General features: G+C 65.9%; 26 protein-coding genes. 10 read left to right on the top strand and 16 right to left on the bottom strand.

Annotated elements, in window-relative coordinates:
- Window positions 1-2,148 (bottom strand): protein-disulfide reductase DsbD family protein, encoded by a 2,148-nt coding sequence (locus M2332_RS00130; protein ID WP_264572479.1) that lies wholly within the window; start codon window positions 2,146-2,148, stop codon window positions 1-3.
- Window positions 2,149-2,205: 57 nt separating this feature from the next.
- On the opposite strand from M2332_RS00130, the gene M2332_RS00125 reads away from it, so the two are divergent.
- From M2332_RS00125 to M2332_RS00115, 3 genes are read left to right on the top strand one after another with little or no spacing between them, the layout of a single operon-like run.
- Entirely contained in the window at window positions 2,206-3,900 is a 1,695-nt protein-coding gene (locus M2332_RS00125; protein ID WP_264572478.1) for an alkaline phosphatase family protein, read from the top strand.
- 53 nt (window positions 3,901-3,953) lie between these two features.
- Window positions 3,954-4,904 (top strand): SDR family oxidoreductase, encoded by a 951-nt coding sequence (locus M2332_RS00120; RefSeq protein ID WP_264572477.1) that lies wholly within the window; start codon window positions 3,954-3,956, stop codon window positions 4,902-4,904.
- Window positions 4,901-5,305, top strand: coding sequence for a nuclear transport factor 2 family protein (locus tag M2332_RS00115; RefSeq protein ID WP_264572476.1), 405 nt, complete (start codon window positions 4,901-4,903; stop codon window positions 5,303-5,305). Before M2332_RS00120 ends, M2332_RS00115 begins: the two co-directional genes overlap by 4 nt.
- 18 nt (window positions 5,306-5,323) lie before the next feature.
- On the opposite strand, the gene M2332_RS00110 is transcribed toward M2332_RS00115, so the two are convergent.
- The 5 genes from M2332_RS00110 to M2332_RS00090 form a co-directional block, all read right to left on the bottom strand.
- Window positions 5,324-5,557 (bottom strand): hypothetical protein, encoded by a 234-nt coding sequence (locus tag M2332_RS00110; RefSeq protein WP_181559252.1) that lies wholly within the window; start codon window positions 5,555-5,557, stop codon window positions 5,324-5,326.
- Window positions 5,554-5,760 carry a hypothetical protein gene (locus M2332_RS00105; protein WP_264572475.1) on the bottom strand — a complete coding sequence of 69 codons (207 nt, stop codon included), beginning with the start codon at window positions 5,758-5,760 and terminating at the stop codon, window positions 5,554-5,556. The genes M2332_RS00110 and M2332_RS00105 overlap by 4 nt, the downstream gene beginning before the upstream one ends.
- A 156-nt stretch (window positions 5,761-5,916) precedes the next feature.
- Window positions 5,917-6,414 (bottom strand): DUF3237 domain-containing protein, encoded by a 498-nt coding sequence (locus M2332_RS00100; protein ID WP_181559250.1) that lies wholly within the window; start codon window positions 6,412-6,414, stop codon window positions 5,917-5,919.
- Window positions 6,415-6,446: 32 nt separating this feature from the next.
- Window positions 6,447-7,328 (bottom strand): hypothetical protein, encoded by an 882-nt coding sequence (locus tag M2332_RS00095; RefSeq protein ID WP_264572474.1) that lies wholly within the window; start codon window positions 7,326-7,328, stop codon window positions 6,447-6,449.
- 11 nt (window positions 7,329-7,339) lie between these two features.
- Window positions 7,340-8,818 (bottom strand): aldehyde dehydrogenase, encoded by a 1,479-nt coding sequence (locus M2332_RS00090; RefSeq protein WP_264572473.1) that lies wholly within the window; start codon window positions 8,816-8,818, stop codon window positions 7,340-7,342.
- Between the two features lie 427 nt (window positions 8,819-9,245).
- Between M2332_RS00090 and M2332_RS00085 the strand changes: the two genes are divergently transcribed.
- On the top strand, window positions 9,246-10,157 hold the full coding sequence (locus tag M2332_RS00085; RefSeq protein ID WP_264572472.1) for a TauD/TfdA dioxygenase family protein: 912 nt from the start codon (window positions 9,246-9,248) through the stop codon (window positions 10,155-10,157).
- Window positions 10,158-10,240: 83 nt separating this feature from the next.
- Here the strand turns inward: M2332_RS00085 and M2332_RS00080 are convergent, their stop codons facing one another.
- Window positions 10,241-11,125, bottom strand: a complete 885-nt coding sequence (locus M2332_RS00080) for an SDR family NAD(P)-dependent oxidoreductase (RefSeq protein ID WP_264572471.1) — start codon at window positions 11,123-11,125, stop codon at window positions 10,241-10,243.
- 50 nt (window positions 11,126-11,175) lie between these two features.
- Here M2332_RS00080 and M2332_RS00075 point away from each other — a divergent pair, with 50 nt between their 5' ends.
- The gene (locus tag M2332_RS00075; RefSeq protein WP_264572470.1) at window positions 11,176-11,922 is read left to right on the top strand and encodes a glutathione S-transferase family protein; all 747 of its coding nucleotides are present in this window, start codon (window positions 11,176-11,178) and stop codon (window positions 11,920-11,922) included.
- Window positions 11,923-12,147: 225 nt separating this feature from the next.
- Here the strand turns inward: M2332_RS00075 and M2332_RS00070 are convergent, their stop codons facing one another.
- Window positions 12,148-13,800, bottom strand: coding sequence for an alpha-glucosidase family protein (locus M2332_RS00070; RefSeq protein WP_264572469.1), 1,653 nt, complete (start codon window positions 13,798-13,800; stop codon window positions 12,148-12,150).
- A gap of 84 nt (window positions 13,801-13,884) precedes the next feature.
- Here M2332_RS00070 and M2332_RS00065 point away from each other — a divergent pair, with 84 nt between their 5' ends.
- Window positions 13,885-14,061, top strand: a complete 177-nt coding sequence (locus M2332_RS00065; RefSeq protein WP_264572468.1) for a hypothetical protein — start codon at window positions 13,885-13,887, stop codon at window positions 14,059-14,061.
- A 96-nt stretch (window positions 14,062-14,157) separates the two neighbouring features.
- On the top strand, window positions 14,158-14,907 hold the full coding sequence (locus tag M2332_RS00060) for an SDR family NAD(P)-dependent oxidoreductase (RefSeq protein ID WP_264572467.1): 750 nt from the start codon (window positions 14,158-14,160) through the stop codon (window positions 14,905-14,907).
- 27 nt (window positions 14,908-14,934) lie between these two features.
- Here M2332_RS00060 and M2332_RS00055 read toward each other — a convergent pair whose 3' ends face one another.
- Window positions 14,935-15,576, bottom strand: coding sequence for an RBBP9/YdeN family alpha/beta hydrolase (locus M2332_RS00055; RefSeq protein ID WP_264572466.1), 642 nt, complete (start codon window positions 15,574-15,576; stop codon window positions 14,935-14,937).
- Window positions 15,577-15,732: 156 nt separating this feature from the next.
- Window positions 15,733-16,899: a 4-hydroxybenzoate 3-monooxygenase gene (pobA, locus tag M2332_RS00050; protein WP_264572465.1), complete on the bottom strand. Its 1,167-nt coding sequence runs from the start codon at window positions 16,897-16,899 to the stop codon at window positions 15,733-15,735.
- Between the two features lie 92 nt (window positions 16,900-16,991).
- Between pobA and M2332_RS00045 the strand changes: the two genes are divergently transcribed.
- Window positions 16,992-17,876, top strand: coding sequence for a helix-turn-helix domain-containing protein (locus M2332_RS00045; RefSeq protein ID WP_264572464.1), 885 nt, complete (start codon window positions 16,992-16,994; stop codon window positions 17,874-17,876).
- Window positions 17,877-17,888: 12 nt separating this feature from the next.
- Here M2332_RS00045 and M2332_RS00040 read toward each other — a convergent pair whose 3' ends face one another.
- On the bottom strand, window positions 17,889-18,938 hold the full coding sequence (locus M2332_RS00040) for an aromatic ring-hydroxylating dioxygenase subunit alpha (protein ID WP_264572463.1): 1,050 nt from the start codon (window positions 18,936-18,938) through the stop codon (window positions 17,889-17,891).
- A gap of 72 nt (window positions 18,939-19,010) precedes the next feature.
- Between M2332_RS00040 and M2332_RS00035 the strand changes: the two genes are divergently transcribed.
- The gene (locus M2332_RS00035) at window positions 19,011-19,583 is read left to right on the top strand and encodes a TetR family transcriptional regulator (RefSeq protein ID WP_264572462.1); all 573 of its coding nucleotides are present in this window, start codon (window positions 19,011-19,013) and stop codon (window positions 19,581-19,583) included.
- Here M2332_RS00035 and M2332_RS00030 read toward each other — a convergent pair.
- From M2332_RS00030 to modA, 3 genes are read right to left on the bottom strand one after another with little or no spacing between them, the layout of a single operon-like run.
- Entirely contained in the window at window positions 19,580-20,302 is a 723-nt protein-coding gene (locus M2332_RS00030) for an ABC transporter ATP-binding protein (RefSeq protein WP_264572461.1), read from the bottom strand. The genes M2332_RS00035 and M2332_RS00030 overlap by 4 nt on opposite strands.
- Complete coding sequence (gene modB / locus M2332_RS00025) at window positions 20,295-20,951, bottom strand: molybdate ABC transporter permease subunit (protein WP_264572460.1); 657 nt, start codon at window positions 20,949-20,951, stop codon at window positions 20,295-20,297. The genes M2332_RS00030 and modB overlap by 8 nt, the downstream gene beginning before the upstream one ends.
- 6 nt (window positions 20,952-20,957) lie before the next feature.
- The gene (modA, locus tag M2332_RS00020; protein ID WP_264572459.1) at window positions 20,958-21,740 is read right to left on the bottom strand and encodes a molybdate ABC transporter substrate-binding protein; all 783 of its coding nucleotides are present in this window, start codon (window positions 21,738-21,740) and stop codon (window positions 20,958-20,960) included.
- Between the two features lie 108 nt (window positions 21,741-21,848).
- Here modA and M2332_RS00015 point away from each other — a divergent pair, with 108 nt between their 5' ends.
- A complete protein-coding gene (locus M2332_RS00015) occupies window positions 21,849-22,238 on the top strand; it encodes a winged helix-turn-helix domain-containing protein (RefSeq protein ID WP_264572458.1) in 390 nt (129 codons plus the stop codon).
- Here M2332_RS00015 and M2332_RS00010 read toward each other — a convergent pair.
- A complete protein-coding gene (locus M2332_RS00010; RefSeq protein ID WP_264572457.1) occupies window positions 22,223-22,687 on the bottom strand; it encodes a DUF3237 domain-containing protein in 465 nt (154 codons plus the stop codon). The two genes, M2332_RS00015 and M2332_RS00010, sit on opposite strands and share 16 nt — an antisense overlap.
- The gene (locus M2332_RS00005; RefSeq protein ID WP_264572456.1) at window positions 22,684-23,976 is read right to left on the bottom strand and encodes a flavin-dependent oxidoreductase; all 1,293 of its coding nucleotides are present in this window, start codon (window positions 23,974-23,976) and stop codon (window positions 22,684-22,686) included. The genes M2332_RS00010 and M2332_RS00005 overlap by 4 nt, the downstream gene beginning before the upstream one ends.
- Window positions 23,977-24,333: the final 357 nt, after the last annotated feature.

Raw genomic sequence — 24,333 nt, 5'->3', positions numbered from 1 at the left:
TCAACGTTTCGCCAAAGCGGTGAGCGTGCCGGATGTCAGCACTTGCGGGAGAACCTGCGGCGTCGCAGCGCCGGGTGCATAGAAGAGGTACAGAGGTACGCCCGAGCGGCCATGCGCTTCGAGGAAGCGGCTGATCGCGGGATCAGCATTGGTCCAATCGCCGACCATAGGCGCAACCCCGCCCGCCTCGAAGGCCTCGCGCACCGCCTGCGTATCGATGGCATTGGCCTCATTGACCTTGCAGGTCAGGCACCAGTCGGCTGTGAAATAGAGGAAAACCGGCTTGTTCTGCGCCCGCAGCGCGGCCAGCCGGGCCTCGCTGAACGGCTCGCCCACCAGCCCTTCGCCCGCTACGGGACGATCCCCGCGCACCAGCGCAGGCGCGGCGATTGCAGCGCCGCTCAACAGTATGGCGACCAGCCCAGCCAAGGCCCAGTTGACGCCACCGCCGGCGCGCTGGCGACGCCCCAGCAGCAGCAGGGCCAGGATCACGCCGCCCGCCAGCAACACGCCCAGCACCACGCCACCGGCACCAAGCTGCCGCGAGAGCAGCCAGAGCAGCGCCAGCGCCGTCAGCCCCATCGGCACCGCCATGATTCGCCGAAAGCGCGTCATCCACGCGCCCGGGCGCGGCATCAGTCGGCGCAGTGCCGGAACCCAGGCAATGGCGATGAACGGCGAGGCCAGCCCGAGGCCGAGGCCTGCGAACACCGCCAGAGCCAGCGGCCAGGGCAGCACCAGCGCGGCGCCCATGGCCGCGCCCATGAACGGCCCGGTGCAGGGCGTCGCCACGAAGGCGGCCAGCGCGCCGGTCCAGAATGCGCCCACCTGCCCGCCTTGCCCGGCCCGCCCCTGCCCGACCGAAAGCGATGCGATCTCGAACCCGCCGAGAAGATTGAGCGTGATCGCCACCATCAGCATCAGCAGCACCGCGATCACGCGCGGGTCCTGCAACTGGAAGGCCCAGCCGACCTGCGTACCGCCGGCCCGGATCGACAGCATCAGCGCCCCGAGCGCGAGGCAGGTGACGAGAATGCCGGCGGTGTAAGCCAGCGCATCGCGCCTGGCCTGCCGCTCATCCCCGCCCGCCTTGGCCAGGCTGATCGCCTTGAGGCTGAGAATCGGGAAGACGCACGGCATGACATTGAGGATCAGTCCGCCCAGAAAGGCGCCGCCGAGGATCAGCAGGACCGCGCCAAGCCCGGTCTGCGCGGCTGGCTCGGCCGTTGTGGCGCCATCCGGCGCCACCGTCAGCCGCTCACCACCCTCGGGCACAGCACCGGGCGTGGCCCTGATCGCCAGCGCGACGCCCGGCGAAACTGCCAGCACGCCCTCGACCGTGCCGGGCACGGACGCGTCCTCGGCCAGCCCCACCTCCATCACCAGCCAGTCACTTGCCCGACGTACGGTCTGCGGTTGCGCGTAGCGCACGACATCCGGCGTGGTCGCAAAGAACCATGGCGCGCCCAACGGCGCCGCCTGCGGATAGGGCACCGCGATGCTCAGCGTCCCGCCGGCTATCGCATAGCGGGCGGGCTGATCGAGCGGACGGGGGAGAGCCGCGCGAAATCCATCGAAGATCTTGCGGGAGGCTGCCGTCGTAGCACCATCGCCAATGGTCAGCGTGGTCGCGATCTCGCCCTGCTCCGGCACGCAAATCGCATCCGTGCAGGCGAGCCAGCGCGCCGTGCCGCGCACCGGCAAGACGGTGCCAGCCGACAGGCCCGCGGGCACCACAAGATCGACCAGCACCGCATAGTCATGCTCGTAGACATGGTTCATCAGCCCGGCGATCAGCAGCCGGTCCGGCACGGGATAGCGGAAATCGCCTATCTTGAGGCCACTGCCCGCCGGCAAATCCCAGGCGACCTGCATCCCCTGCCCGGCATCGCCCGGATTGCCCCAATAGCCATGCCAGCCGGCTTTGGGTTTCATCACGATAGCGAGCGTGACGGTGCTCCCGGCCGCCGGGCGGTCCGTCTCGGCGATAAGGCTCGCGGTGATATTCGGTGCCCCGCGCTGCCCGAACGCACCGCCATCGGCTGGGGCCGCAGATTGCGCAAAAGCGGCTGGGCCAACCAGCAATGCTGCCAGAAGAACCCATAGCGTCATCAAAACGCCATTGAGCCGGCGCACAGGAAAAGCCATGAAACGGATCATTGGCCGTTCTGTAAGCGCGCGCCGCCCCGACCCCAAGGAGAATCTATGCGTTTCCCTGCTTGCCTGTGCCTTGCCGCAACGCTGGCCCTGAGTGGCCCGGCGCTGGCCCAGCCCGCGCAGACTCCAGCCGCGCCCGCTGCGCCCGCAGCTGAGGCGCCGCAGAGCCCGCCCAAGCTGCTGGTGGTCATCTCCGTCGATCAGTTTTCCACGGACCTGTTCGGCGCCTATCGCAGCGCCTTCACCGGCGGCCTGGCCCGCTTGCAGCAGGGCATTGTCTTCCCCAATGGCTATCAGGGGCACGCCGCCACGGAGACGTGCCCCGGTCATTCGACGATCCTGACCGGCAGCCGCCCCGCGCGCACCGGCATCATCGGCAATGACTGGATCGACCAGAAGATCGCCCGTGCCGACAAGACCGTCTACTGCGCCGAAGACCCCGACGTACCGGGCACGAGCTCGCGGGATTATGCGCCGTCCGTTAAGATGCTCCGCGTGCCAACGCTCGGGGGCTATATGAAGGCGCAGAATCCGGCGGCCAAGGTGGTGTCCGTCTCCGGCAAGGATCGCTCGGCGATCATGATGGGCGGGCCGGTGGTCGATCAGATCTGGTGGTGGGGCGGCAATGGCTTCACCAGCTATCGGGGGACGCCGCTCACCCCTTTGATCGAGCAGGTGAATGCCGGCGTGCGCAAGACCTTCGACCAGCCCCGCCCGGCGATGGACGTCCCCGCATTCTGCAAGGCCAATGACCGCGCCGTCCGCCTGACGGACACGCTCAGCGTCGGTGACGGACATTTCGCCCGCGCCGGCGGCGATGCCCGCGCCTTCCGCACCTCGCCCGAGGCCGATGCCGCCGTGCTGGCGCTCGCCGTCAAGCAATTGGAGGCGCAGCAGCTCGGGCGCGGCGACACCACCGACCTGCTGATCGTCGGCCTCTCGGCCACCGACTATATCGGCCATAGCTACGGCAATCGCGGCGCGGAAATGTGCATCCAGATGTTTGCGCTGGACGATGCCCTCGCCAGCTTCCTGGATCGGCTGGACGCGACCGGCCTCGATTATATGGTGATGCTCACCGCCGACCATGGCGGGCCGGACATTCCCGAGCGGCTGCGCGAACAGGCCGTTACCGACGCAGAGCGCGCGGACCCCGCCCTGTACCCGAGCGCGGTGAGTGCGGCGATCAGCGCGCGCACCGGCATCACCGTGCCGCAGGGTCCGTTGCTGCTCGGCACCAATCCCTTTGGCGACATCTATGTGAATGCCGCCCTGACCGCCGCCCAGCGTACGCGCGTCATTGCCGAGGCCAAGGCCTTCTACGCCGCTCACCGACAAGTCGAGGCCGTCTTCACCCGTAAGGATATCGAGGCCGCGCCGGCCCCCACCGGATCGCCGGAAAGCTGGTCACTCGCGACGATCGCCAAGGCCAGCTACGATCCGGAGCGCTCGGGCGATCTCGTCCTTCTGCTCAAGCCGAGGATCATGCCCATCGCCACGCCCGCGCCCGGCTATGTTTCGACGCACGGCAGCCCGTGGGGCTATGATCGCCGGGTGCCGATGCTGTTCTGGCGCAAGGGCCTGATGCACATGGAGCAGCCGCAAGCGGTGGAGACGGTGGATATCCTCCCGACCCTCGCGGCGCAGATCGGCGTCACCGTGCCGGCCGACCGGATCGATGGCCGCTGCCTCGATCTCGATCCCGGCCCGGCGACCCGTTGCCCCGCCCCGCAGGATCGCTAGACTGGCCTGAATCGGTCGCAACAAGCAGGACCGGATAAGGAGAGGCTACACGCATGTCAGGCAAGATCGTCATTACCGGTGCCTCAGGCCAATATGGCCGGGCCGCCACGGACCGGCTGATCGGGAAAGGGCTGGCAGACCAGCTCATCCTCATCAGCCGCTCGCCGGACAAACTGGCGGACCGCACCGCACAGGGCTGCGACGTACGCTATGGCGATTATGACAAGCCCGAAACGCTGGCCGCCGCCGTGCAGGGCGCGGAAAAAATGCTGCTCATCTCCGGCACGCGGGTCGGGGCCCGCGTCGTCCAGCACAAGGCGGCGATCGATGCGGCAGCGACCGCCGGCGTCCGCCACATTCTCTACACCAGCTTCATCGGCATCGATGACCCGAACAACCCGGCGGAAGTGCGCCACGACCATATCGAGACGGAACAGGCGATGCGCGCCTCCGGCATGGCCTGGACGGCGCTGCGCGACGCGCATTATGCCGACGCCATGATCCTGATGGCCGGGCCGAATGTGCTCGCCACAGGCAAATGGTTCAGCAATGCCGGCGAGGGGCGCGAAGCCATGGTTTGGCGCGACGATTGCGTGGACTGTGCCGTGGCCGCAATGACGACGCCCGGCCATGAGAACAAGATCTACAACATCACCGGGCCGGAACTGCAGAACTTTGGCGAGGTTGCCGCGCTCATCACGCAGATCACGGGCTGCCCGGTGGAGCACATTCCCGTCGACGACGCGCAGCAATATGCCATCTTCGACAGCATGGGGATTCCGCGGCGCCCGGTGGACGACCAATATGTGAGCGGCATTCCCTGGAACAGCGACGATATGGTGACCTTCGGCCGCGCGATCCGCGAAGGATATCTGGAATTGCGCACCGATGACGTGCAGGCGTTGACCGGCCGCCCGGCACGCTCCGTCCGCCAGATGATCGAGGAAAATCGCGCGATGCTGGTCGAGGCCGGCCGCGGCGCCACGGCGGCGCAACCGGCATGAACCGCGCCGATTACGAGCGGTATCTCGCGGCGTTCAACGCCAAGGATTATGATGCGGTCTGCGATTTTTACGCAGAGCCGATGGACATGCGCTTCTTCGGCGTCGCGCTGCAATCCCGCGAGGACATGAAGCGCTTCTACAGCTTTCTCCACGCCCATGTTCACGAGAGCGTGCGGGTGCTCAACTTCGCGTCGAGCGACACCCTGACGGCCGTCGACGCCATCGTGCGCATCGAGGCCTATCGCGACCTCGACCGGGCGACGCTCGATGCCAATGGCGCGGGCGGGTTGTTCCCGATCAAGGCCGGCGAGGTGCAGGAGATGCGGCAGTTCATCTTCTACACCCTGCGCGACGGGCTGATTGTGGACGTCGCCTGCGCGCTGGCGCCGCCGCCCGGCTGACCGGCGCGGCGAGCTGCTTTAGCGATAGGGCGACTGCGTGCGGCTCACATAGAGCGGCGAGCGCGCGACCGGGCCGCTGACGACCATCGCCTTCATGCCCTTGCGCACCTTGTCGGCATCGATGACATTGTTGAGAACCGCGCGGGTCTGGCCGCTCGGCAGTGGCTCGACCACAGAAAGACCGATACCAGCCTTGGCACAATAAGCCAGCACATCCGCCTCCGGGGCGGCGAGGATGACGACGCGGCTCATGCGGCGAGGCTCCCCTGCTGCGCGAACACCGCGCGCATGGCCGTGGCCGAGCGCAGACGGTAGGGATAGGGGTGCGCCTTAATGCGGGCGGACACAGAGCATGCGGCTTCCCGCGCGGCATGATGGCGCTGGCTGCAGCCGGCGAACTGGGCGTCGATCAGCGCGCGCTGCTGATCGTGCAAAAGGCGATTGAAATCTTCCATGAGCGTCTCCCGACACGGCAAGCGGGAGCACGACGGTCTCTCAGTTATCGCGACAGCTTGCGAGCAGGGTTCGCGCTAATCGCGCCGCCCTAGCAGCTAATATGTCATCTGTCGCACGCAATCGCCCCGGCAACAGCCCGGCGCACCGCGCACGGATCAGGTCAGCGCATAATAGCGCACCAGATTGCCGTCCGGCTTGCGCTCGCCCACGCCCACGAAGACATGGCGGGTCATCCAGTCATATTTGCCCTTGCTCGTCTCGAAGGTCGGCTGCGCGCGCAGATAATAATCCTCATGCGCGACCGGCTCGCCGCCCTCGAAGGCCCAGGCCCGCAGCCTGGCCATGGAGTCCGGCTTGCGCCCCCAGAGATAGCCCTTGTTCTGCATGTAGATGATCTCGCCATCGTCGGTTTCGAGCAGATAGCGGGCATCGAACACGGCGGTATCGTCATCGCGGAAATGGGCGTAATCGCCGCCGGAATTGGGCACGGCCCGCCCGCGCAGCCGCGGCCCCTCGAAATGCCCTTCATCCACGAGCACCGCCGAGCGGAAACCGCCATTGTGGACATTGGGAACGCCGAAGACCCGCGTGAACATGAGGCGGCACTCGAAGGCGAACTCAAGCACGGGCTGGTCGAGGGTCGAGAAGGACATGGGGGCTCCTTGGACGATCAAGCGGCGGGTGATCAGGCGGCGCGGGCGCCCACCTCTGGGCGGGCATCCCACGGGCTGGGCATATGATAGGGCACAGTGATGAAATTCGCTTCGATCTGGCAGATCATGCCGTGATCGATCTTGAACAACTCGGCGAGATAATAGCTATGCGGCCGGCGGATGTGCGAGCGGACCTGCGTGCCGTCGGTCAGCGTGTAATGATCCAGCCGCCCGCAATGATCGATGAAGCCATAAGCCAGCACCAGCCCCCGCTCCTCGTCCACCAGCGGAAAGCGGCGGCCGCGCAGGCGATCGTCATAGCGGTAATTGCCGGTGCGGAACTGCGCCTCGCACGGCAGGCCGGCGACAGGCACCAGCTTGGCGAACTCAGGGTTGTTGGTGGTCTGCACGCCGTTCTCGACCCGGTTGCAATCAGGGTGGAATTTGGTGCGGATCGTCCCGTCATTCAATTGCAAGGTCTCGAAATAACCATCTGACAAGGCGATCATTTCTGCGCGGGAGACGGGCGCCTCAACGGTGGCGTTGAGGATCGGCTTGTCGTCAAATCGCTGGTTCTCGAACACCGGCGAGCTGTCCACCTGCCGCACCACGATGGTCTCGGCCTCCGCTACCCGGCCCGCCTCGTCCAGCCCGAGGCGGACGGTGTATGCGCTCTCATCCAGCGGCTCCACCGCCGTACCGAAAAAGCCGACCTGTCGCGTCTGTTCGTCGGCAAACATCAGGCGATAGTCGCCGAGCCGCTCGATGGTGCCCCACAAGCCATCGTCCGGTTGGAGGCGGACATTGTTCTCGGTGATGAACGGATCGGGCGCCCAGTTCACGGCGCCGGGGTCTTTACGCCCCAGCGCCGCGAGATAGGCCTCCAGCGCATCATATAGCGCCGCGTGGCTCATCCCCTTTTGGCTCACGCCGCGTTGACCGGCGCGTCCATGTACATGGCCTTGATCTCCAGATAGGCCATCAGCCCGTCCACGCCGCCCTCCCGGCCGATGCCGGACTGCTTATAGCCACCGAAAGGCAGGCCCCAATCGACCTTCAACCCGTTCTGGCCGATGCCGCCGGTGCGGATGCGCCGGGCGACGTCGAAGGCGGCCTGCGCATCCTTGGTCAGCACTGAGCCCGAGAGGCCGTAATTGCTGTCATTGGCGACGGCGATGGCCTCCTCCTCATTATCCACCGGGATGATGCTGAGGACCGGGCCGAAGATTTCCTCCTGGGCGATCTTCGACTTGTTATCGACATTCTTGAACAGCGTTGGCTCGATGAAATAGCCCTGGTTGAGATGCTTGGGGCGGTTGCCACCGGTCACCAGATCGGCCGTCTTCTTGCCTTCCTCAATGTAGCTTTCCACGCGCTCGAGCTGGCGCTTCATCGCGAGCGGGCCGAGCTGCGTCGTCGGATCGTCCGAATAGCCGATCTTCACCTTCTGCATTTCCGCCGCAATGGCATCGGCAATCTCGTCCTGCCGGCCGCGTGGGACGATCAGCCGGCTGAGCATCGCGCAGACCTGCCCGGAGAGCAGGCTGATCGTCTGCGTCATCAGCTTGGCGGTCTCCTCGGCGGAGAAATCGTCGCGCACGATGGCAGCGGACTTACCGCCAAGCTCCAGCGTGCAGCGCGCGATCCGCTCGCCACACACGCTCGCGATGCGCTTGCCGGCCACGGTGGAGCCGGTGAAGCTCACCTTGTCCACGCCGGGATTGCAGACGAGGTGATCGCTCGCCTCGCGATGACCGCAGACGAGATTGACGACGCCCGCCGGCACGCCCGCCGCCTCGCACGCCTCGGCAATGATATAGGCCTCCAGCGGCGTCTCCGGCGAGGGCTTCATGACGACCGTGCAGCCCGTGATGAGCGCATTGGCGACCTTGGAGGCCATGATGCCATAAGGCCCGTTCCACGGCGCGATGGATGCGACCACGCCGACCGGCTCATAGACGAGATAGGCGGCGGCTGCGGCCTGCGTCTCGCGCTGCTGGACATACTGGAAGTTGGCACCCACCTCGCGGGTCTGGTCGAACTGCATGGTTGCGCCGGCGACCATGCCGGGCGCGAAGCTCGCGAGGCCACCCATCTGCGCGGTCCAGGCCTTGGCCAACTCGCTCGCGCGGCTCTGCAGATGCGCGGTGATCTTCTTCATGATCTCGTTGCGCTCAGCAACGCTCATGCGCGGCCACGGACCGTGGTCGAAGGCAGCGCGGGCGGCGGCAACGGCAGCGTCCATGTCCGCCTCATCGGCTTCCGCCACGGCGCCGACGACCTGCTCGGTGTTCGGCGAAACCAGCTCGATGAACCGCCCGCTATTGGGCGCGCGCCATTGCCCGTTGATCCAGACCTTGCCCGGCTCCTTCACGAACACGCCTTCGGGATTATGTCCTGCCACGCTCTCTCTCCTTCAATTCATAGCCCGGCGCCGCCGCCTTCTGGGGAGCGGACTGCCCGGATTCTGGCGACCTGCACGCCACCGGATTCGATGGCGCGGATGCTAAGGATTGCGGGCGTGGGTGCAAGGGGAAAGCGGTGGGACCGTTGTGATAATGTTGACTTTGTCTAACAGGAATCTTCGCCCGATGGCAACTCGGCGTCCCCGCCTGCAGTATTGGATTGTCAAACCCAGCGCGGACGAATTTCTGACGGCCGCTCGCGACTATCGTGGGCAGTCTTTTTGCGCATCGCTCGCAAATGCCAAGCACCCCAATGATTGCAAAATTCAACCATATTGACTCGCTCCTGTAACCGGCTCACACTCCGCGCCGATAACCGCCGCAGACTCAAGCAAGCACAGGCGGGAAAGACGAGAGAGGACGCCCATGATCACCGTCAATCAGCTTCATCCCCTGTTCTTCGGCGAGATCGTCGGGGCGGACCTCAAGGCCGAGCCGACCGAGGATCTGCGCCAAGCGGTGCAGGATGCGATGGACAAGCACATCGTCTGCGTTGTGCGGCAGGGACCGATCACGGATGAGGAGCATATCCGCTTCGCCCGGCTGTTCGGGCCGCTGGAATATCCCCCCAATTATGGCAAGCGCCCGGCGGGCCGGATCGCGCCGGAGCTGTTCTCGGCCGGCAATCTCGATCCTGATGGCAATATCAAGCCGCTGACCCCGGCCAATGCGAACATCGCCAAGGGCGCCGAGCGCTTTCATGCGGACAGCTCGTTCAACCCCCTGCCCTCCAAATGGTCGATGCTGCGCGGCGTTGAGTGTCCTCCTTCGGAGGTCGGCGGCGACACGCTGTTCCTCGATCTGCGCGCGGCCTATGACGATCTGCCGCAGGCGATGAAGGACAAGGTGGATGGCATGACCGGCATCCACGATTTCTGGCGCGGCCGCCAATATGCCGGGCTTGAGGTCACCGAGGAAATGAAGGCCGCGATGCCGATGCCACCGGTGCATCATCCGCTGGTGCGTGAGGCGCCGCTCGGGCGCAAGGCACTGTTCGTCGGCGGGCATTGCGTGGGCGTGGTCGGCATGAGCGACGATGAGGGCCACGCCTTCGTGGAAGAGCTGTACGCCCATGTGACCCAGCCCAAATATATCCACCGCCATCAGTGGACGGTCGGCGACATCGTGATCTGGGACAATCGCTATGCCCTGCACGCCGCGACGCCGCTGGAAACCGACCAGTATCGCCGCGACATGCGCCGCGCGACGCTCAATGAGAGCGGCGAGGAAGGCGACACCTACGAGTTCCGCCGGCGTCAGGCCGAGGCGGCGCACTGAGCGCCGGTCTGGACCTCAACCGCGCACTGACTGGCGTCATGCCTGGTAACAGCCGGCTTGGCGCCTCGGCGCGCGCCGGAGGTTCAGCGCGGCAGATAATCCTCCGCCATCGCCGCCTCGATGCCCGCATGACGGGCCTTCACCGAGCCGATGAAGGCCGGGTGGGTGATGACATAGAGCTTGCCGGTGAGGATCGCGTCCACGGTCATCTCCCCAACGGTCAGCGGGTCGAGCCAGAAACCCGGCGCCGTCGGCGGCAAGGCGCCGGGTGGCGGTGTCTCGTCCCGGTGGCGGAAGGGTGTATCCACCTGAAACTCCGCCGGGCGGTGCTGCTCGGTCTCCTCGATATTGGTGCGCACCGGGCCGGGGCACACCACCGTGGCGCCGATCGCGCCGCCTCCCATGCTGCTGCCCCCCATGCTGCTGCCCTTGGCATCCAGCTCCAGCTTGAGATGCTCGGTCATGGAAATGACCGCCGCCTTGGTTGGCGCATAGACGCCGCGCGTGGCGCGCGCCTGCATGATGGCGCCCTGCGAGGCGGTGTTGACGACATGCCCGCCCAGCCCATGCGCCTTGATGCGCGGCAGACCCGAAACGAGGCCGTTGACCACGCCCATCAGATTGACGCCGATGGCCCAGTCCCAATCCGCATAGGTCGCTTCATCGACCGGGCCCTGGATGCCGATGCCGGCATTGTTGACAAGAATCTGCAGCGGCCCGAGCGCGGCCTCGGCCTCGTCCAGCGCGGCGGCAAAGGCGTCCCGGTCGCGCACATCGAGTTGGAGCGCGCGGAAGCGATCCGCCCAGCCCTCGTCCGCCGCGACCTGCGCCGCCTGCGCCAGATGATCGGCGCGCACATCGCACACCGCGATCCTGGCGCCCTGCGCCGCCAGCGCGCGCGCCATGCCAAGGCCGATGCCGCTCGCACCGCCGCTGATGAAGGCCATCGTGCCTGCTACTGTCTTCATGCCTCTCCTCGCCTCGTGGCTACCACTCTTATTATGGGGATTTACAACCAATGACCGTGGACCTCTATCATGGCGAGCCGGCGTCCAACAGCCTGAAGGTCTTGCAGGCCATTCATGAGAAAGGCGTGCCCTTCACCAGCCATTACATCAACCTGATGAAGTTCGAGCAGCATGCGCCGGCCTATGTCGCGATCAACCCAGCCGGACAGGTGCCGACGCTGGTGCACGACGGCCGGGTGCTGACGGAATCGACGGTCATCAACGAATATATCGACGACGCTTTCGACGGCCCGCCGCTCAAGCCGGCCGATCCCTATCTGCAGGGGCAGATGCGCATCTGGACCAAATATGTCGATGAGGTGTTCCGCCCGTCCCTCTCCTTCCTCGCCTGGCATCGGGTGATCCCCGGCATGGCCAAGGCGCTGCCCGAGGGCGAGTTCGAGGCGCGACTCAAGCGCATCCCGCTCAAGGAAAAGCGGGATAAATGGGAGCTGGCGGCCAAGGGCGGCTTCTCCGAGCGGGAGCTTGAGGGCTGGCGCGCCAATCTGGAGGACGTGACCGACCGGGTGGAAGGCGCGCTCGCGGGCCATGACTGGCTGGTCGGCGGCATGTTCACGCTGGCGGACATTGCCGTCTTCGCCATGGCCGTCTCCATGCCGCGCAGCTATCCGGAGCTATGGAACGAGACCCGCACCCCATTGGCCATGGCCTGGATGGCGCGGATGAAGGCCCGGCCGGGCGTCGCTGCTGCGCTGGCGATGCCCGATCACACCGGCATGGTCTCCGGCAAGGCGTGAAAGCCGCGTCGCCACCCCATCTCTGCGGATTAATACCCCTTTTCGTACATTTTTGGGTCGCCAGAGTTCCCGTTAGGCTCCGGTTAAGCTTATTCATGCATGAGAGCGCTGGCCTTGTCCGTCAGCCCGGCCTTCCCGGCCGTTTTCGTGCTGCAGCGATACCGGATTGCCCCGGCTGACGGACAAGCGATCTCTCCCAAACCAGAACGAAGCGCCCGCGCCTTATCAGGGCTCCAGAACGCAGCCCGAATAGCCCGGCAGATCGCCCTGTCCTGCGCCGCCGACCTGCATCAATGGCGCCGCCCGACCGAGCCGCTTGGGCCAAGGCGCAGGCTCAGCCCCCAGATTGAACAGGCAAAGCCGGCGCTGCTCGCCAAAGCGCCGCTCGAACAGCAGCACCTGCTCATCGACCTGCAGAAAGCGGATGGCGCCCCAACGCAAAGCGGGCTGCCCCTTGCGGAAGGCGAACAGCGCGCGGGTGAGATGGAGCAACGATCCCTGCTCTGCCTCCTGCTTGTCGACAGCCAGGGCCGGATGGTCAGCCCCCACCGGCAGCCACGGTTTCCCGCTCGAAAAGCCGGCATGAGGCGCGTCACCCTTCCACGGCATCGGCGTTCGAGCGCCGTCGCGGCTGAGGGTCAGCGGCCAGTTGGCGATGGCCTCGGGATCCTGCAAATCCTCGAACGGCACATCCACCTGCGTCAGCCCCAGTTCCTCGCCCTGATAGAGGAAGATATTGCCGCGCAGGCAAGTGAGCAGCAGCAGCTTCATCGCCGCGAACCGCGCCCGCGTCTCGGCGCCTGCTTCGTCCGGTAGCCAGCGGGTGACGGCGCGGGGCGCATCATGGTTCTCGAATGCCCAACTCGGCCAGCCCATGCCGGCACGGTCCGGCCACTGGCCGATCGCATCCGCCACCACGCGCGGGGTTAGCGCGTCGGCATAGAGAAAATCGAAGCCGTAGCTGGTGTTCAGCCGGTTCTCGCCGCTGGTGTAGAGCTTCATCTCGCGCAGGGCCTCGTCCCCACCGATCTCGGCGACCGTGAACCGGTCATCATAGCTGTCAATCAGCGCGCGCACCCGCTCGATGAAGCGCGGAATATGGCGGTGCCCCTGATTGTAGCGCCGCTGCTGATAGTCGAACGGCCGCGTGCGCTGCCCGGCCTGGTTCGGGTGCGGCGGATTGGGGCGCAGGCGCGGATCGTGCATCAGGAAGTTGAGCGCATCGAGCCGGAAGCCATCGACGCCGCGGTCCAGCCAGAAGCGCGAAACGTCGAGCAAGGCCTGCTGCACTTGCGGATGATGCCCGTTGAGCTGCGGCTGCTCGCGCAGGAAGTTGTGGAAATAATATTGCCGTCGCCGCGCATCCCAGGTCCAGGCAGGGCCGCCGAACACGCTCTGCCAGTTCGATGGCGGCGCACCGTCCGGCTTGGGATCAGCCCAGACGTACCACCCGGCATGGTCGCCCTGCCGATCGGATCGGCTGGCCTGGAACCAGGGGTGCCGATCGGAGGTATGAGCAAAGACCTGATCGATGATCACCCGCAGTCCCAGTTCATGGGCGCGGGCCAGCAGGGCGTCAAAATCGGCGAGCGTGCCGAAGATCGGGTCGACATCGCAATAATCGGCGACGTCATACCCGAAGTCCCGCATCGGCGAGGTGAAGAAGGGCGAGAGCCAGATCGCGTCCACGCCCAGGCTGGCGACATGATCCAGACGCGCGGTGATCCCCGGTAGATCACCGACGCCGTCATCATTGGAATCGGCGAAGCTGCGGGGATAGATCTGGTAGATCGTCGCGCCCTGCCACCAGGGCAGCGTGTTGGGCGCGCGCTGGCTGACGGGAAGGCTGGTGGCGGCAGGCTGGTGATTCTCGCTCATCCGCGCCAAACTGCATGGGAAGTTGGGCGCTGGCAATTGCGTCGGGTAGCCATCAGCCTGCAAGCCACCCGGAACGAGAGACGAATGCGAACAAGAGCCGGGATTTGCGCGAAAAAGCAGCGCTATGCGACCGAAGCGGACGCCCGCGCGGTGGCGCTCCGCGCAGCGATTACGCTCCGCCCCTATCGCTGCGCCCTCTGCCGCCAATATCACCTCACCAGCCGGACGAAGGGGATGCGGGTGCTGAAGGTCGTCGAATGAAGGCGGTCAGTGCTCGCTAAGGGATAGCCTCAAATCCGTCATTTGCCTTTCGCCCTCATCCGTTTAGGCTCCGGACAAAATCAACGGGAGAGAGCGATGCGGTTTCAGGACAAGGTTGTGCTCGTCATTGGCGGCAACAGCGGGATCGGGCGTGCCGCCGCGCAAGGATTTGCTGCCGAGGGTGCGCATGTGTTCCTCACTGGGCGGTCGCAGGCGACCATCGATGAGACCGTGGCGGCGATTCTCGGCGCGCAGGGCTTCCAGGCGGATATCGCGCAGATCGACAGCAATGATGCCGTGATTGATGCCATCCGCGCGGCGCATGGGCGGATCGACATATTGTTCGTGAATGCCGGAATCGGTGCCTTCGCTCCCGTGGAAGAGGTGACGCCGGCGCAGTGGGACGAGGTGCACAACGTCAATCTGCGCGGTTGCTTCTTTGCCGTTCAGAAGGCCCTGCCACTGATGGGGCAGACACCGGGCGGCGCCATCGTCATCACCGGCTCGATCGGGTCGGTTGCAGCAGTGCCCGGCAACGCCATGTATGCGGCGGCGAAGGCAGGGCTGCGCGCGGTCGCGCGTACGCTCGCTGCTGAGCTGATCGGGCGGGGCATTCGCGTCAACATGGTCAGCCCGGGCCCCACCGAAACGCCGATCATCAACCGGTCCGGCCTGCCACCCGAGGCCGTGGCGGGCATGCGCGCGATGATGACCGACGCCATCCCGATGAAGCGCATGGGCACGCCGGAGGAAATTGCGCGCCCGGTGCTGTTCCTCGCCTCGGACGAAGCCAGCTTCATCACCGGCATCGACCTTTATGTAGATGGCGGCTGCGTGGAGCTTTAGCCTCAGGAGTTGGGCCTTCGAGCAGGATCAGGCCGACAGGTCAACGCTCGCGCTTTCCATCGGCCAGACCGAAGCGGCGGTTCCGTGCCTATCTTTGCGCCCTGCCCCGTGGAGCCGGGCCAGGAGGAAGCGCCCAAATCCCCAGCTGCCGAGGCCAGACGCCGCGTTGATATGGCCGACTGCGCCGGCATCGGCAAAACGGCTGCCCCAGAACTGGGCGAGACGCCTTGCCCGGTGGTATTGGATGTATGGATCGTCGCGGCTCGCCACCAAAATCGAGGGGAAAGGCAATGGAGCGCGCGAGGCCGGAGCGAACGGCTCCAGCCGCTCATCCAGCGGCGCCAGATCCAGCTCGGGCGGCGCAACGAGCAGCGCGCCCACAACCGGATAGCCAAAGTCCGGCCGCTCCATCGCAGCCCAGGCAGCGACGGCGTGGCACCCCAGACTGTGCGCCGCCAGAATGACCGGCCGGCCCGCGCTGCGGATCGCCAGATTGAGCTTGCTCACCCAATGCGTGCGGTTGGGCCGCGCCCAATTGCCGAGGTCGGCACGGACGCAATCGTCGCTCTCACGCTCCCAAATGCTCTGCCAATGGGCGGGGCCGCTGCCGTCCAATCCCGGCACGGTGAGGACCAGCGGGGTCGACAATGTGGATGTGACATGATCCATGATCAAAACTCCTGTTCTCAGGGCAGATCAGTCGGCTCGGTCTACGTCCCGATCGTCTCGCGGTATAATGTCTAACGTTTAAGTTGACAATATGATTGCGGTGGAGCGTGCGCTGATGCGGCCACGTGGTTCCCCCATGAACGATGCCGTTACCGATTAAACCGGCAGCCCCACATAATTCTCGGCGATGCTGGTCTGCGCGGCGACGCTGCCGGCGATATAGTCCAGTTCGGCAACCTGCATGGCGCGCTCGAAGGGGCCGTCTTCGGGGAAGCGGTGCATGAGGCGCGTCAGCGACCAGCTGAACCGCTCGGCCTTCCAGACGCGGGCCAGGGCCTTGTCCGAATAGCCGACGACGGCATCGGCATCGCCCCGCTTGAAGAAGGCGGTGAGCGCCGCGGCAGCATAATGCACGTCGCTAGCGGCAAGGTTGAGGCCCTTGGCGCCGGTGGGCGGCACGATATGGGCGCTGTCGCCGCAGAGCAGCAGGCTGCCATGGCGCATCGGGGCGAAGACGAAGGAGCGCAACGGCGCGATGGACTTCTCCAGCGCCGGGCCACGGGTGATGTGCGCGGCGGCATCCGGCCCGAGGCGGATCGCCAGTTCGTCCCACACGCGCTCATCCGGCCAGTCCTCGATCTTCTCGGTCAGCGGCACGTCGACATAATAGCGGCTGCGCGTCTCGCTGCGCATGGAGGCCAGCGCGAAGCCACGCTCGTGATTGGCGTAGATCAGCTCGTGATTGCAGGGCGGCACATCGGCGAGGATGCCGAGCCAGCCGAAGGGATATTCCCGCTCATAGGACTGGCCCGCGCTGGCCGGGATCGCCTGACGGCTGGGGCCATGATAGCCATCGCAACCGACGATGATGCGCGCATCCACGCGGTGTTCGCGCCCATCCTTGCTGTAGGTGACATAGGGCGTGTCGCTCTCGATCTCGTGCAGGGCGACATCGGCAGCACCATAGACGACCTCCAGCCCGCGCTCGTCACAGGCATCCATGAGATCCTTGGTCAGTTCGGTCTGGCCATAGACGACGACATGGCCGCCGGTGAGCCTGGCGATATCGATGCGAATCAGCCGCTCGCCATCGGCCAGGTTGAAGCCATCGTGCACAAGGCCCTCGGCCTTGAGCCGCGCATCAAGGCCAAGGCGTTCCATCAGCTCGACGGTGACGCGCTCCAGCACGCCGGCACGGATGCGGCCGAGCACATAATCGGGCGTCTGGCGCTCCAGCACGATACAGTCGATGCCCTCAGCCCGCAGCAGATGCCCTAGCAGCAGACCCGCGGGCCCAGCGCCAATGATGCACACCTTTGTCATTCCATCCTCCTCGCAGACTCTTGGCCTCATATCCGCATGGCCGCGCGCATTTGGGAAGGGACAGTTGCGACAAGCTCTGGTATTTTCCGGACATGACTGCCCTCCCCCATCCCCAACGCCATTCCCGCGAAGCGATCGTCCCAGCTTACGATCTCTATGGCGAGGACAAGGCGCCACGGCGCGAGGACTTTTTCCACGCCGAGACGATTGCTGTGCGCAGCCGGCGCTATGACTGGGAAATCGCGCCTCATATCCATGCTTCGCTCACGCAGATGCTGTTTGTGGCGCGGGGTGAGGTGCGGCTGCATCTTGCGGGTGAGGATCGGCGGGAGGTCGGTCCTTTGCTGGTCTGCGCGCCGAGCGGAATTGTGCATGGCTTCGGCTTCTCGCCCGATGTCGAGGGATTTGTCGTGACGGCTTCACAGGATTTTGTGGACAGTCTCACACGGCAGGACGCGCTGGGGCAACATCTCCGGACGCCGGCTATCCTGCGACCGGACGCAGCGCTGACCGCGCGTCTGGAGGCGCTGGGCACCGCGCTGGTCGAGGCCGAGCAGGACCGGTTCGCACCCAATGGCCAGCGTCTGCATCATGCGCTTGCCGAAGCCTGGCTACGCACAACCCTTGCTGCAGGCGCGCCGCTAGATGCCGCGCGGTCTACCCTGGCCGAGCGGTTTCGCGTGATGGTCGAGGCGACTTATCGCGAGCATCGACCGATCGAGCATTATGCGCAGCGGCTGCATTGCACGGTCCGCACGCTCTCGCGCCAGACACAGGTCAGCTTCGGCATGACGCCTCTGCAGATCATCAACCGCCGGCTGCTGTTCGAGGCGCGGCGGTTGCTGCGCTTCACCAATGCGGGCTGCAGCGAGGTGGCGGCGGAGCTTGGTTTTGACGACCCATCTTATTTCTCGCGCTTCTACAAGCGGATGACCGGACGGGCACCAGGTCTGGAGAAACGGCGCGAGAACGTGTGAGGCGCTGCCGGGTCAGGCAGCTGCCAACTCCGAACCGCTCTCCTGCCGCGCCAGCTTCACGACCAGACGATTAAACAGGGTCACGCCGCGATCGTGCACGGTGGGCATCACCTGCACCTCTGGCGTATCGTCGATCACGCGCTGCTGGGCCTCGATCATCACCTTGTCCTCGGCGAAGGCCTGATCGGCCATGCGCATCAAAACGTCGCGCAGCGCCTCGTCACCATGGCTGCGATGCGGCCCCCAGGAGAAGAAATAGCGCGCGCTCTTGTCGCGCATCGGCGTCACCGCCTGGCTGGTGAAGGTGACGCCGCTCACCGCCTGAGAGAGATCCGGCTGGCCATAGTCGCAAGCCTTGGCGGTACCGAGCGGGAAGACACCGCCGGTCATCAGCAGGATGCCAGGAATGAGGAAATCATAGCTCATGAAGCTGTCCATCGGTTCTGGGCTGCGGCGCGAGGCCGATCCGATGGCGTTCTCCGTCCAGCGCTCATAGCGGATGCCCCGCTCAAGCGGCGTGATCCGCGCCGGCGTCTCGGCAAATTGCGGCCCGGAACCGAAGCTCTCGGCATGGACGAAGGTCAAATGGCTGAAATCGAGCAGATTGTCGTTGATGAGCCGCGCTTCCGCCGCATAATCGAGGTGGCCATGGCCGAGAATGTAATCGGGGTGGTCCAGCCCCACGGCGGGCGGAATCAGGCGCTCATCGGCCGCGTCGACATCGCCCATCCAGACCCACAGCCAGCTGTGGCGATCCACCACGGCATAGCGGCGCACGCGGGCCTGCGGCGGGATCTGCGCTTGGCCGGGGATCTCGACGACCTGCCCGTCTGCATCGAACAGCAGGCCATGATACATGCAGCGTAGCCGCTCGCCTTCACAGCGGCCCAGCGAAAGCGGCGCGAGGCGGTGGACGCAGCGATCTTCCAATGCGTGGAGCGCGCCGGACGCCGTGCGCCAGAGGACGATCCGCTCGCCGAGGATCGAGATGGCGAAGGGCTTCTCCGCCTCCAGTTCATGCGACCATCCCGCGACATACCAGGCATTGCGAACATAGGCCATGACAGGCGCCTCTCCAGTTTCAACCACTGCACGCAAATTGACTTAACGGTGTTAAGGAGTCAATGATCCTCTATGGCTTCCACCATCTCCATCCCGTTGGATATCGAGCGCTTGCTGCAGGCGGCATTCGCGCAATTGGAGGCGGACGGGCTGGATGCGCTGAGCATGCGCAAGCTGGCCGCGCGCCTCAATGTGCAAGCCCCGGCGATCTATTGGCACGTCAAGGACAAGGCAGAGTTGCTGGGTCTGATGGCCCGCCGCATTCATGGCCGGGCTTATGCGGACGTTACCCACGCCGAGGATTGGCGCGACTGGCTGCGGCAGTTCGGGCGGGCGCTGCGGCGCAGTTTCCTTGCCCATCGCGATGGCGCGCTGCTCTGTGCAGTGTCTCGCCCGCCGGCGGAGGCCGATCCAGCGGTCCACGCGCACCGCATCGCCGCGCCGCTATTGGCGCTGGGCCTGCCACAGCAGCATGCCCTTGCCCGGCAGGCCGCAGTCATTTCCTTCGTGCTGGGATGGTCGGCCTTCGAGGCGAACGGGCCGATGCACAGTTTCCTCGATCGCATATTGGACTTTGAAGGGAGCTTTGAGCCGGGGCTGGATGCGCTGGTGGCGGGCTTTCCGGAGGTAGCCAGCCAAGCTTAGCCGGCAAGCCAGCGCGACAACCGGCTCTGCGGATCGCTCATGAGGCTATGCGGATCGCCCTGCTCCACGATCCGGCCATCCAGCACCAGCGCGACCTCGTCGGCGGCATCGGCGGCATCGCGCACATCATGGGACACGAGAATGATGGGAATGTCCGAGCGGGCGCGCAATTCGACCAGCAGGCGATGGAGCGCCCGGCGGGTCGGGTGATCCACGGCGGAGAAAGGCTCATCGAGCAGCAGCACCTGCGGATCGCGCGCGAGCGCCCGGGCCAGCGCGACACGCTGTTGCTGTCCGCCGGAGAGTTCACGGGGGCGCCGGTCCTCAAGCCCTTCGAGATGGACCTGCGCCAGCAGCGCATCCGCCCGCCCCTGCCGCTGCGTCGCGGGGATATCGAGCAACGCTTCCATCACATTCTGCCGCGCGCTCATGTGCGGGAACAGCGCGTAGGATTGGAACACGAAGCCGACATGTCGGTCCCGCGCGCCCATCTGCACGCCGGCCTGCGTGTCCAGCCAGCACTGGCCGTTGACGCTGATCCGCCCGCTGGCGGGTGCCAACAACCCCGCAATCGCGCGTAGAATGGAGGTTTTTCCCGCACCCGAGGGACCGACGAGTGCCAAGGTCTGTCCACGCGCCAGAGTGAGCTCCACGTCCAGCGCGATGGGCGCATGATGGCGCAGATGCAGGGTCACGCCCTCGCCGCTCGCCTCAGCCATGTCGGCGCCCCAGCAGAAAGACAAGACTGACCGCCACCAGCGAGACCGCCATCAGCAGCAGCGCCATCTGATTGGCAGACGCCATGTCGAACGCCTGGACGCGATCATAGAGCGAGAGCGCCAGCGTACGCGTCTTGCCGGGGATCGATCCGCCGACCATCAGCACCACGCCGAACTCGCCCAGCGTATGAGCGAAGGTCAGCACGGCCCCGGTGAGAATGCCCGGCCAGGCCAACGGCAGTTCGATCCGCCAGAGGCTGCGCCAGAGCGAATGGCCGCAGGTCGCCGCGGCATCGCGCAGATCGGCATCGATGCTCTCGAACGCCCGCTGCACCGGCTGCACGGCAAAGGGGAGATTGACCAGCACCGATGCGAGCAGAATCGCCTCGAAGCTGAAGGCCAGCCCACTGCCGAACAGCGCCGTCCATACCCGCCCCGCCCAGCTTTGCGGCCCCAGGGCGGAAAGCAGGTAAAAGCCGATCACCGTCGGCGGCAGCACCAGCGGCAACGTCACCAGCGCCTCGATCACCGCCCGGCCGCGAAAGCGCGCCAGCGCCAGCCAGCGCCCGAGCACCATCGCCAGCGGCAGCAGGATCGCGACGGTGAGCGCCCCGAGCAGGAGCGAGAGATTGAGCGCTTGCCAGTCCATCGCCGGTCAAAGTGCTCCGGCCGGCAGGGTGAAGCCGTATTTGGCGAAGATCGCCTTGGCAGCAGGCTGGGCCAGATAAGCATAGAAGCGCTCGGCCACTGGCCCCGCCGTCTTCATCAGCACCATGCGCTGGCGCAGCGGTGTGTGCCAGTTGGCGGGGATCAGCACATAGGCCGCCCTGCCCTTCACAGCAGGATCGAGCACCAGCGAATGCGCGACGATGCCGCCCTGCGCCCCGCCTTCCGTGGCGAACTGCAGCGCCTGCGACACATTTTCCCCCAGCACGAGCTTATCCTGAAGCGGCTTCCACAGGCCGGCATGATCCAGCGCCTCCTGCGCGCGGCGACCATAAGGCGCATGTTCGGGATTGGCGATGGCAAAGCGGCTGATGTCCCCGCGCGCCAGCCCCTCACGCAGACCCGCAAGCTGGGAATCGAGCCTGAGCGGCGAGCCCTTGGGCGCGATCAGCGCCAGGCGCCCAATGGCATAGAGCCGACCTTCGCCGCGGGTTTTGCCGGCCTTGGCGAGCTGCGTCACATAGCTTTCATCGGCGGAGAGGAAGAGCTCGAACGGTGCGCCCTGCTGTAATTGACGCGTGAGATTCCCCGAAGCACCGAAGTTGAGCACGACCTTCTCACCGGTCTCATTCTCGAACGCCGCAGCCGCATCAGTCAGCGCGAGGCGCAGGTCGGCAGCAGCCGCGATCTGCGGCGCCGGCTCGGACTGGCCGCACGCGACCAGCGCCAGCAGGCCGAGCAGCACGGCACAACGGCGCAGCAGATGAGTCATGAGGTCCGCCCTTCGATCGATGTATGACATTGCGCACATCGACGTCTGCGGGGCGCTGTGTCAAGTGTCCTGCATGCGCAAGAGGCGCGCAGAGGAGGTCGGCAAGGCGTGGGTGAGGACGGCGGAACGACGCTGAAGATCAAGGCGCAGGTGATCGCCGACGGTGTGATCGCCATCGGGCCGGGCAAGGCGCAGTTGCTCGCGGAAATCGCGCGAACAGGGTCAATCGCGGCGGCAGGCCGGGCGATCGGAACCAGCTATCGCCGCACCCGCGACATGGTCGATATTCTCAACACAGGATGGGGCGCCCCGCTGGTCGAAACCGCCAAGGGCGGCGCGAGCGGCGGCGGATCGCGCCTCACCGATCATGGCCGGGCGGTCCTAGAGGCCTATCGGCAGCTCGAAATCGCGGTGCAGGAGGCCGGAAGGGCCCATGCGGGTCATCTGATCGCTCTTATGAACGGCGTCGATCCCGACGCCGCTCAATCGATCCGATAAACCGAAAGCCGCACCGTCTGGCCGACCTTGCCGCCTGTCGCGACAAACAGGGCGCGGTTTACCCAGTCGTACCCCGCATGGCCAGTTTCCAGTCGAATGAAAGAGCGCATATAATAGTCCGACGGCGGCACCTGTTCGCCGGACGCGATGCGGGCCGCGACCTCGAGCGAGGCATGGCGGATGCCGAGGCCCACGATCTCGATGACCGCGCCGTCGTGCGTTTCCATCGCATAGCGGGCATCGAGCTGCGCCACGCCGCCGGGTTGCACGGTTTGCCAGTCTGCGCCGACGTTCAGCAGCGTGCCATTGAGCAACGGCCCTGTCACCGTGCCGCCGACCACCGGGATGATCCGCCGTGTGCCAGCCGGTGTAATGCCCATCTCATGCGGAGGATCGAGCCGGATCTCGAAATCGCAGACGTGCGAGAGGCCCGGTGCGGGCAGGGTCATGCCGCGACCTTTGCGACCAGCGCGCCCGGCTCAATGGTGGGCGGCGCGGCGTTGAGCGTATCGCGTGCGAAGCCGGCCGCCTGCTGATAGGCCAGCATGAAGGCAGAGCGCTCGGCGGCGGGCAGCACATCCTCAATGTCCTCAAACGCACCGCCGCAGCGCTCCTCGACCAGCTCCAGCAACCCGAAGGGGCCGGAGCCGCGATTGCGCATGGCGACCTGCCCGATGGGACCGCAGAGCTTCTCGTCAAAGGCGCGCAGTGCGGCCGGCGTCACGCCATGCGCCAGCAATTCACGGCCGATCACCCGCGCATCGACGATGGCCTGCGATGCGCCGTTTGAGCCGGTCGGATACATGGGATGCGCGGCATCGCCCATCAGCGCGACCGGACCATCGACCCAAGTCGGCAGCGGATCGCGGTCGATCATCGGGTTCTCATAGGCGACATCCGACTTGGCCAGCAGCTCCGGCAGGTTCAGCCAGTCATAGACGAACCCGTCGAACTCATGCGCGAACTCGGCGAGTTCGACCGGGCGGAACCAGCCGGATTTGCGCCAGTCATGATCGGTGTCATAGGTCTTCTCGGCGATCCAATTGATATCGGCCAGCCCCTCCTCGTCGGGATGCGAGATGGGGTAGATCACCACCCGATGGCGGCTGGTGCCAAGGCCCACGAAGGACGAGCCGGTGCGGATCGGCACGCCGCGCGCGGTGCCGCGCCACATGATCGTGCCGCCCCAGTGGATCGGCGGCTGATCCGGGTGCATCTGCGCGCGGACGCTGGAATGGATGCCATCGGCTCCGAACAGCAGGGTGCCATCGACCTCGACCTTGCCGCCGCCGGCGAGATCGACCAGCGCGGTGACGCCACCCTCCGCCCGCTTGCGATAGCCGGTCACCTTATGGCCGAGCTTCAGGGCCTCCGGGCCGAGCCGCTCGACCACCTTGCGGCAGAGCATCAGGTGGAAGGCACCCCGGTGGACAGCATATTGATGCCAGTCATAGCCGGCGACCTTGCCGCGCGGCTCGGAGTAAATCTCGCGGCCATTCAGCCCAACGAGTGCCCATTCCCGCGCCGGAATGCCGACCTCGTCCAGATCCGCCTCGCTTATTCCGAGGTCTTCCAGTTCGCGAATGGCATTGGGCTGGATGTTGATGCCCACACCGAGCGGCTTCAATTCGCGCACGCTCTCGAACACCGTGCAGGGCACGCCGATCTGATGAAGCGTGAGCGCCAGGACGAGGCCGCCAATGCCGCCCCCGGCGATCAAGACATGGTCGTGCGTCATCGAGAATATTGCCCTTTCCGTGCGAGCCTAACCCAGCCGACCCGCGCCGGCGCCTCATCTGCCCGAGGGAGCGCTGTACCGTCGTGGGGGCGCAGTGGCAATGTGGTGGGATCAATCGTGTGCCGGCTGCTGCGGGGTAGCGGCGGCCAGAAGTAGGACGCGATGGTCGAGCGGCTGGGCCCTGGGCTCCTGCCTTCGCAGGAGCACTGGCTTAGCGTTGTTGCTGAACCTTGCCGTGTTCCTGCGGAGGCAGGAACCCAGGGCGCAAGGGCACTGCGGCTGGGCCCTAGGCTCCTGCCTGCGCAGGAGCACTGAAGGAAGCAGGACCGGCGCCGCATTCCGCAGCACCAAGCGAGC

This window comes from Sphingobium sp. B11D3A (genome assembly GCF_025961695.1).
GTDB lineage: Bacteria > Pseudomonadota > Alphaproteobacteria > Sphingomonadales > Sphingomonadaceae > Sphingobium.
Note: the sequence above shows the minus strand (reverse complement) of the source record. Positions and strands in the feature narration are given on the sequence as shown.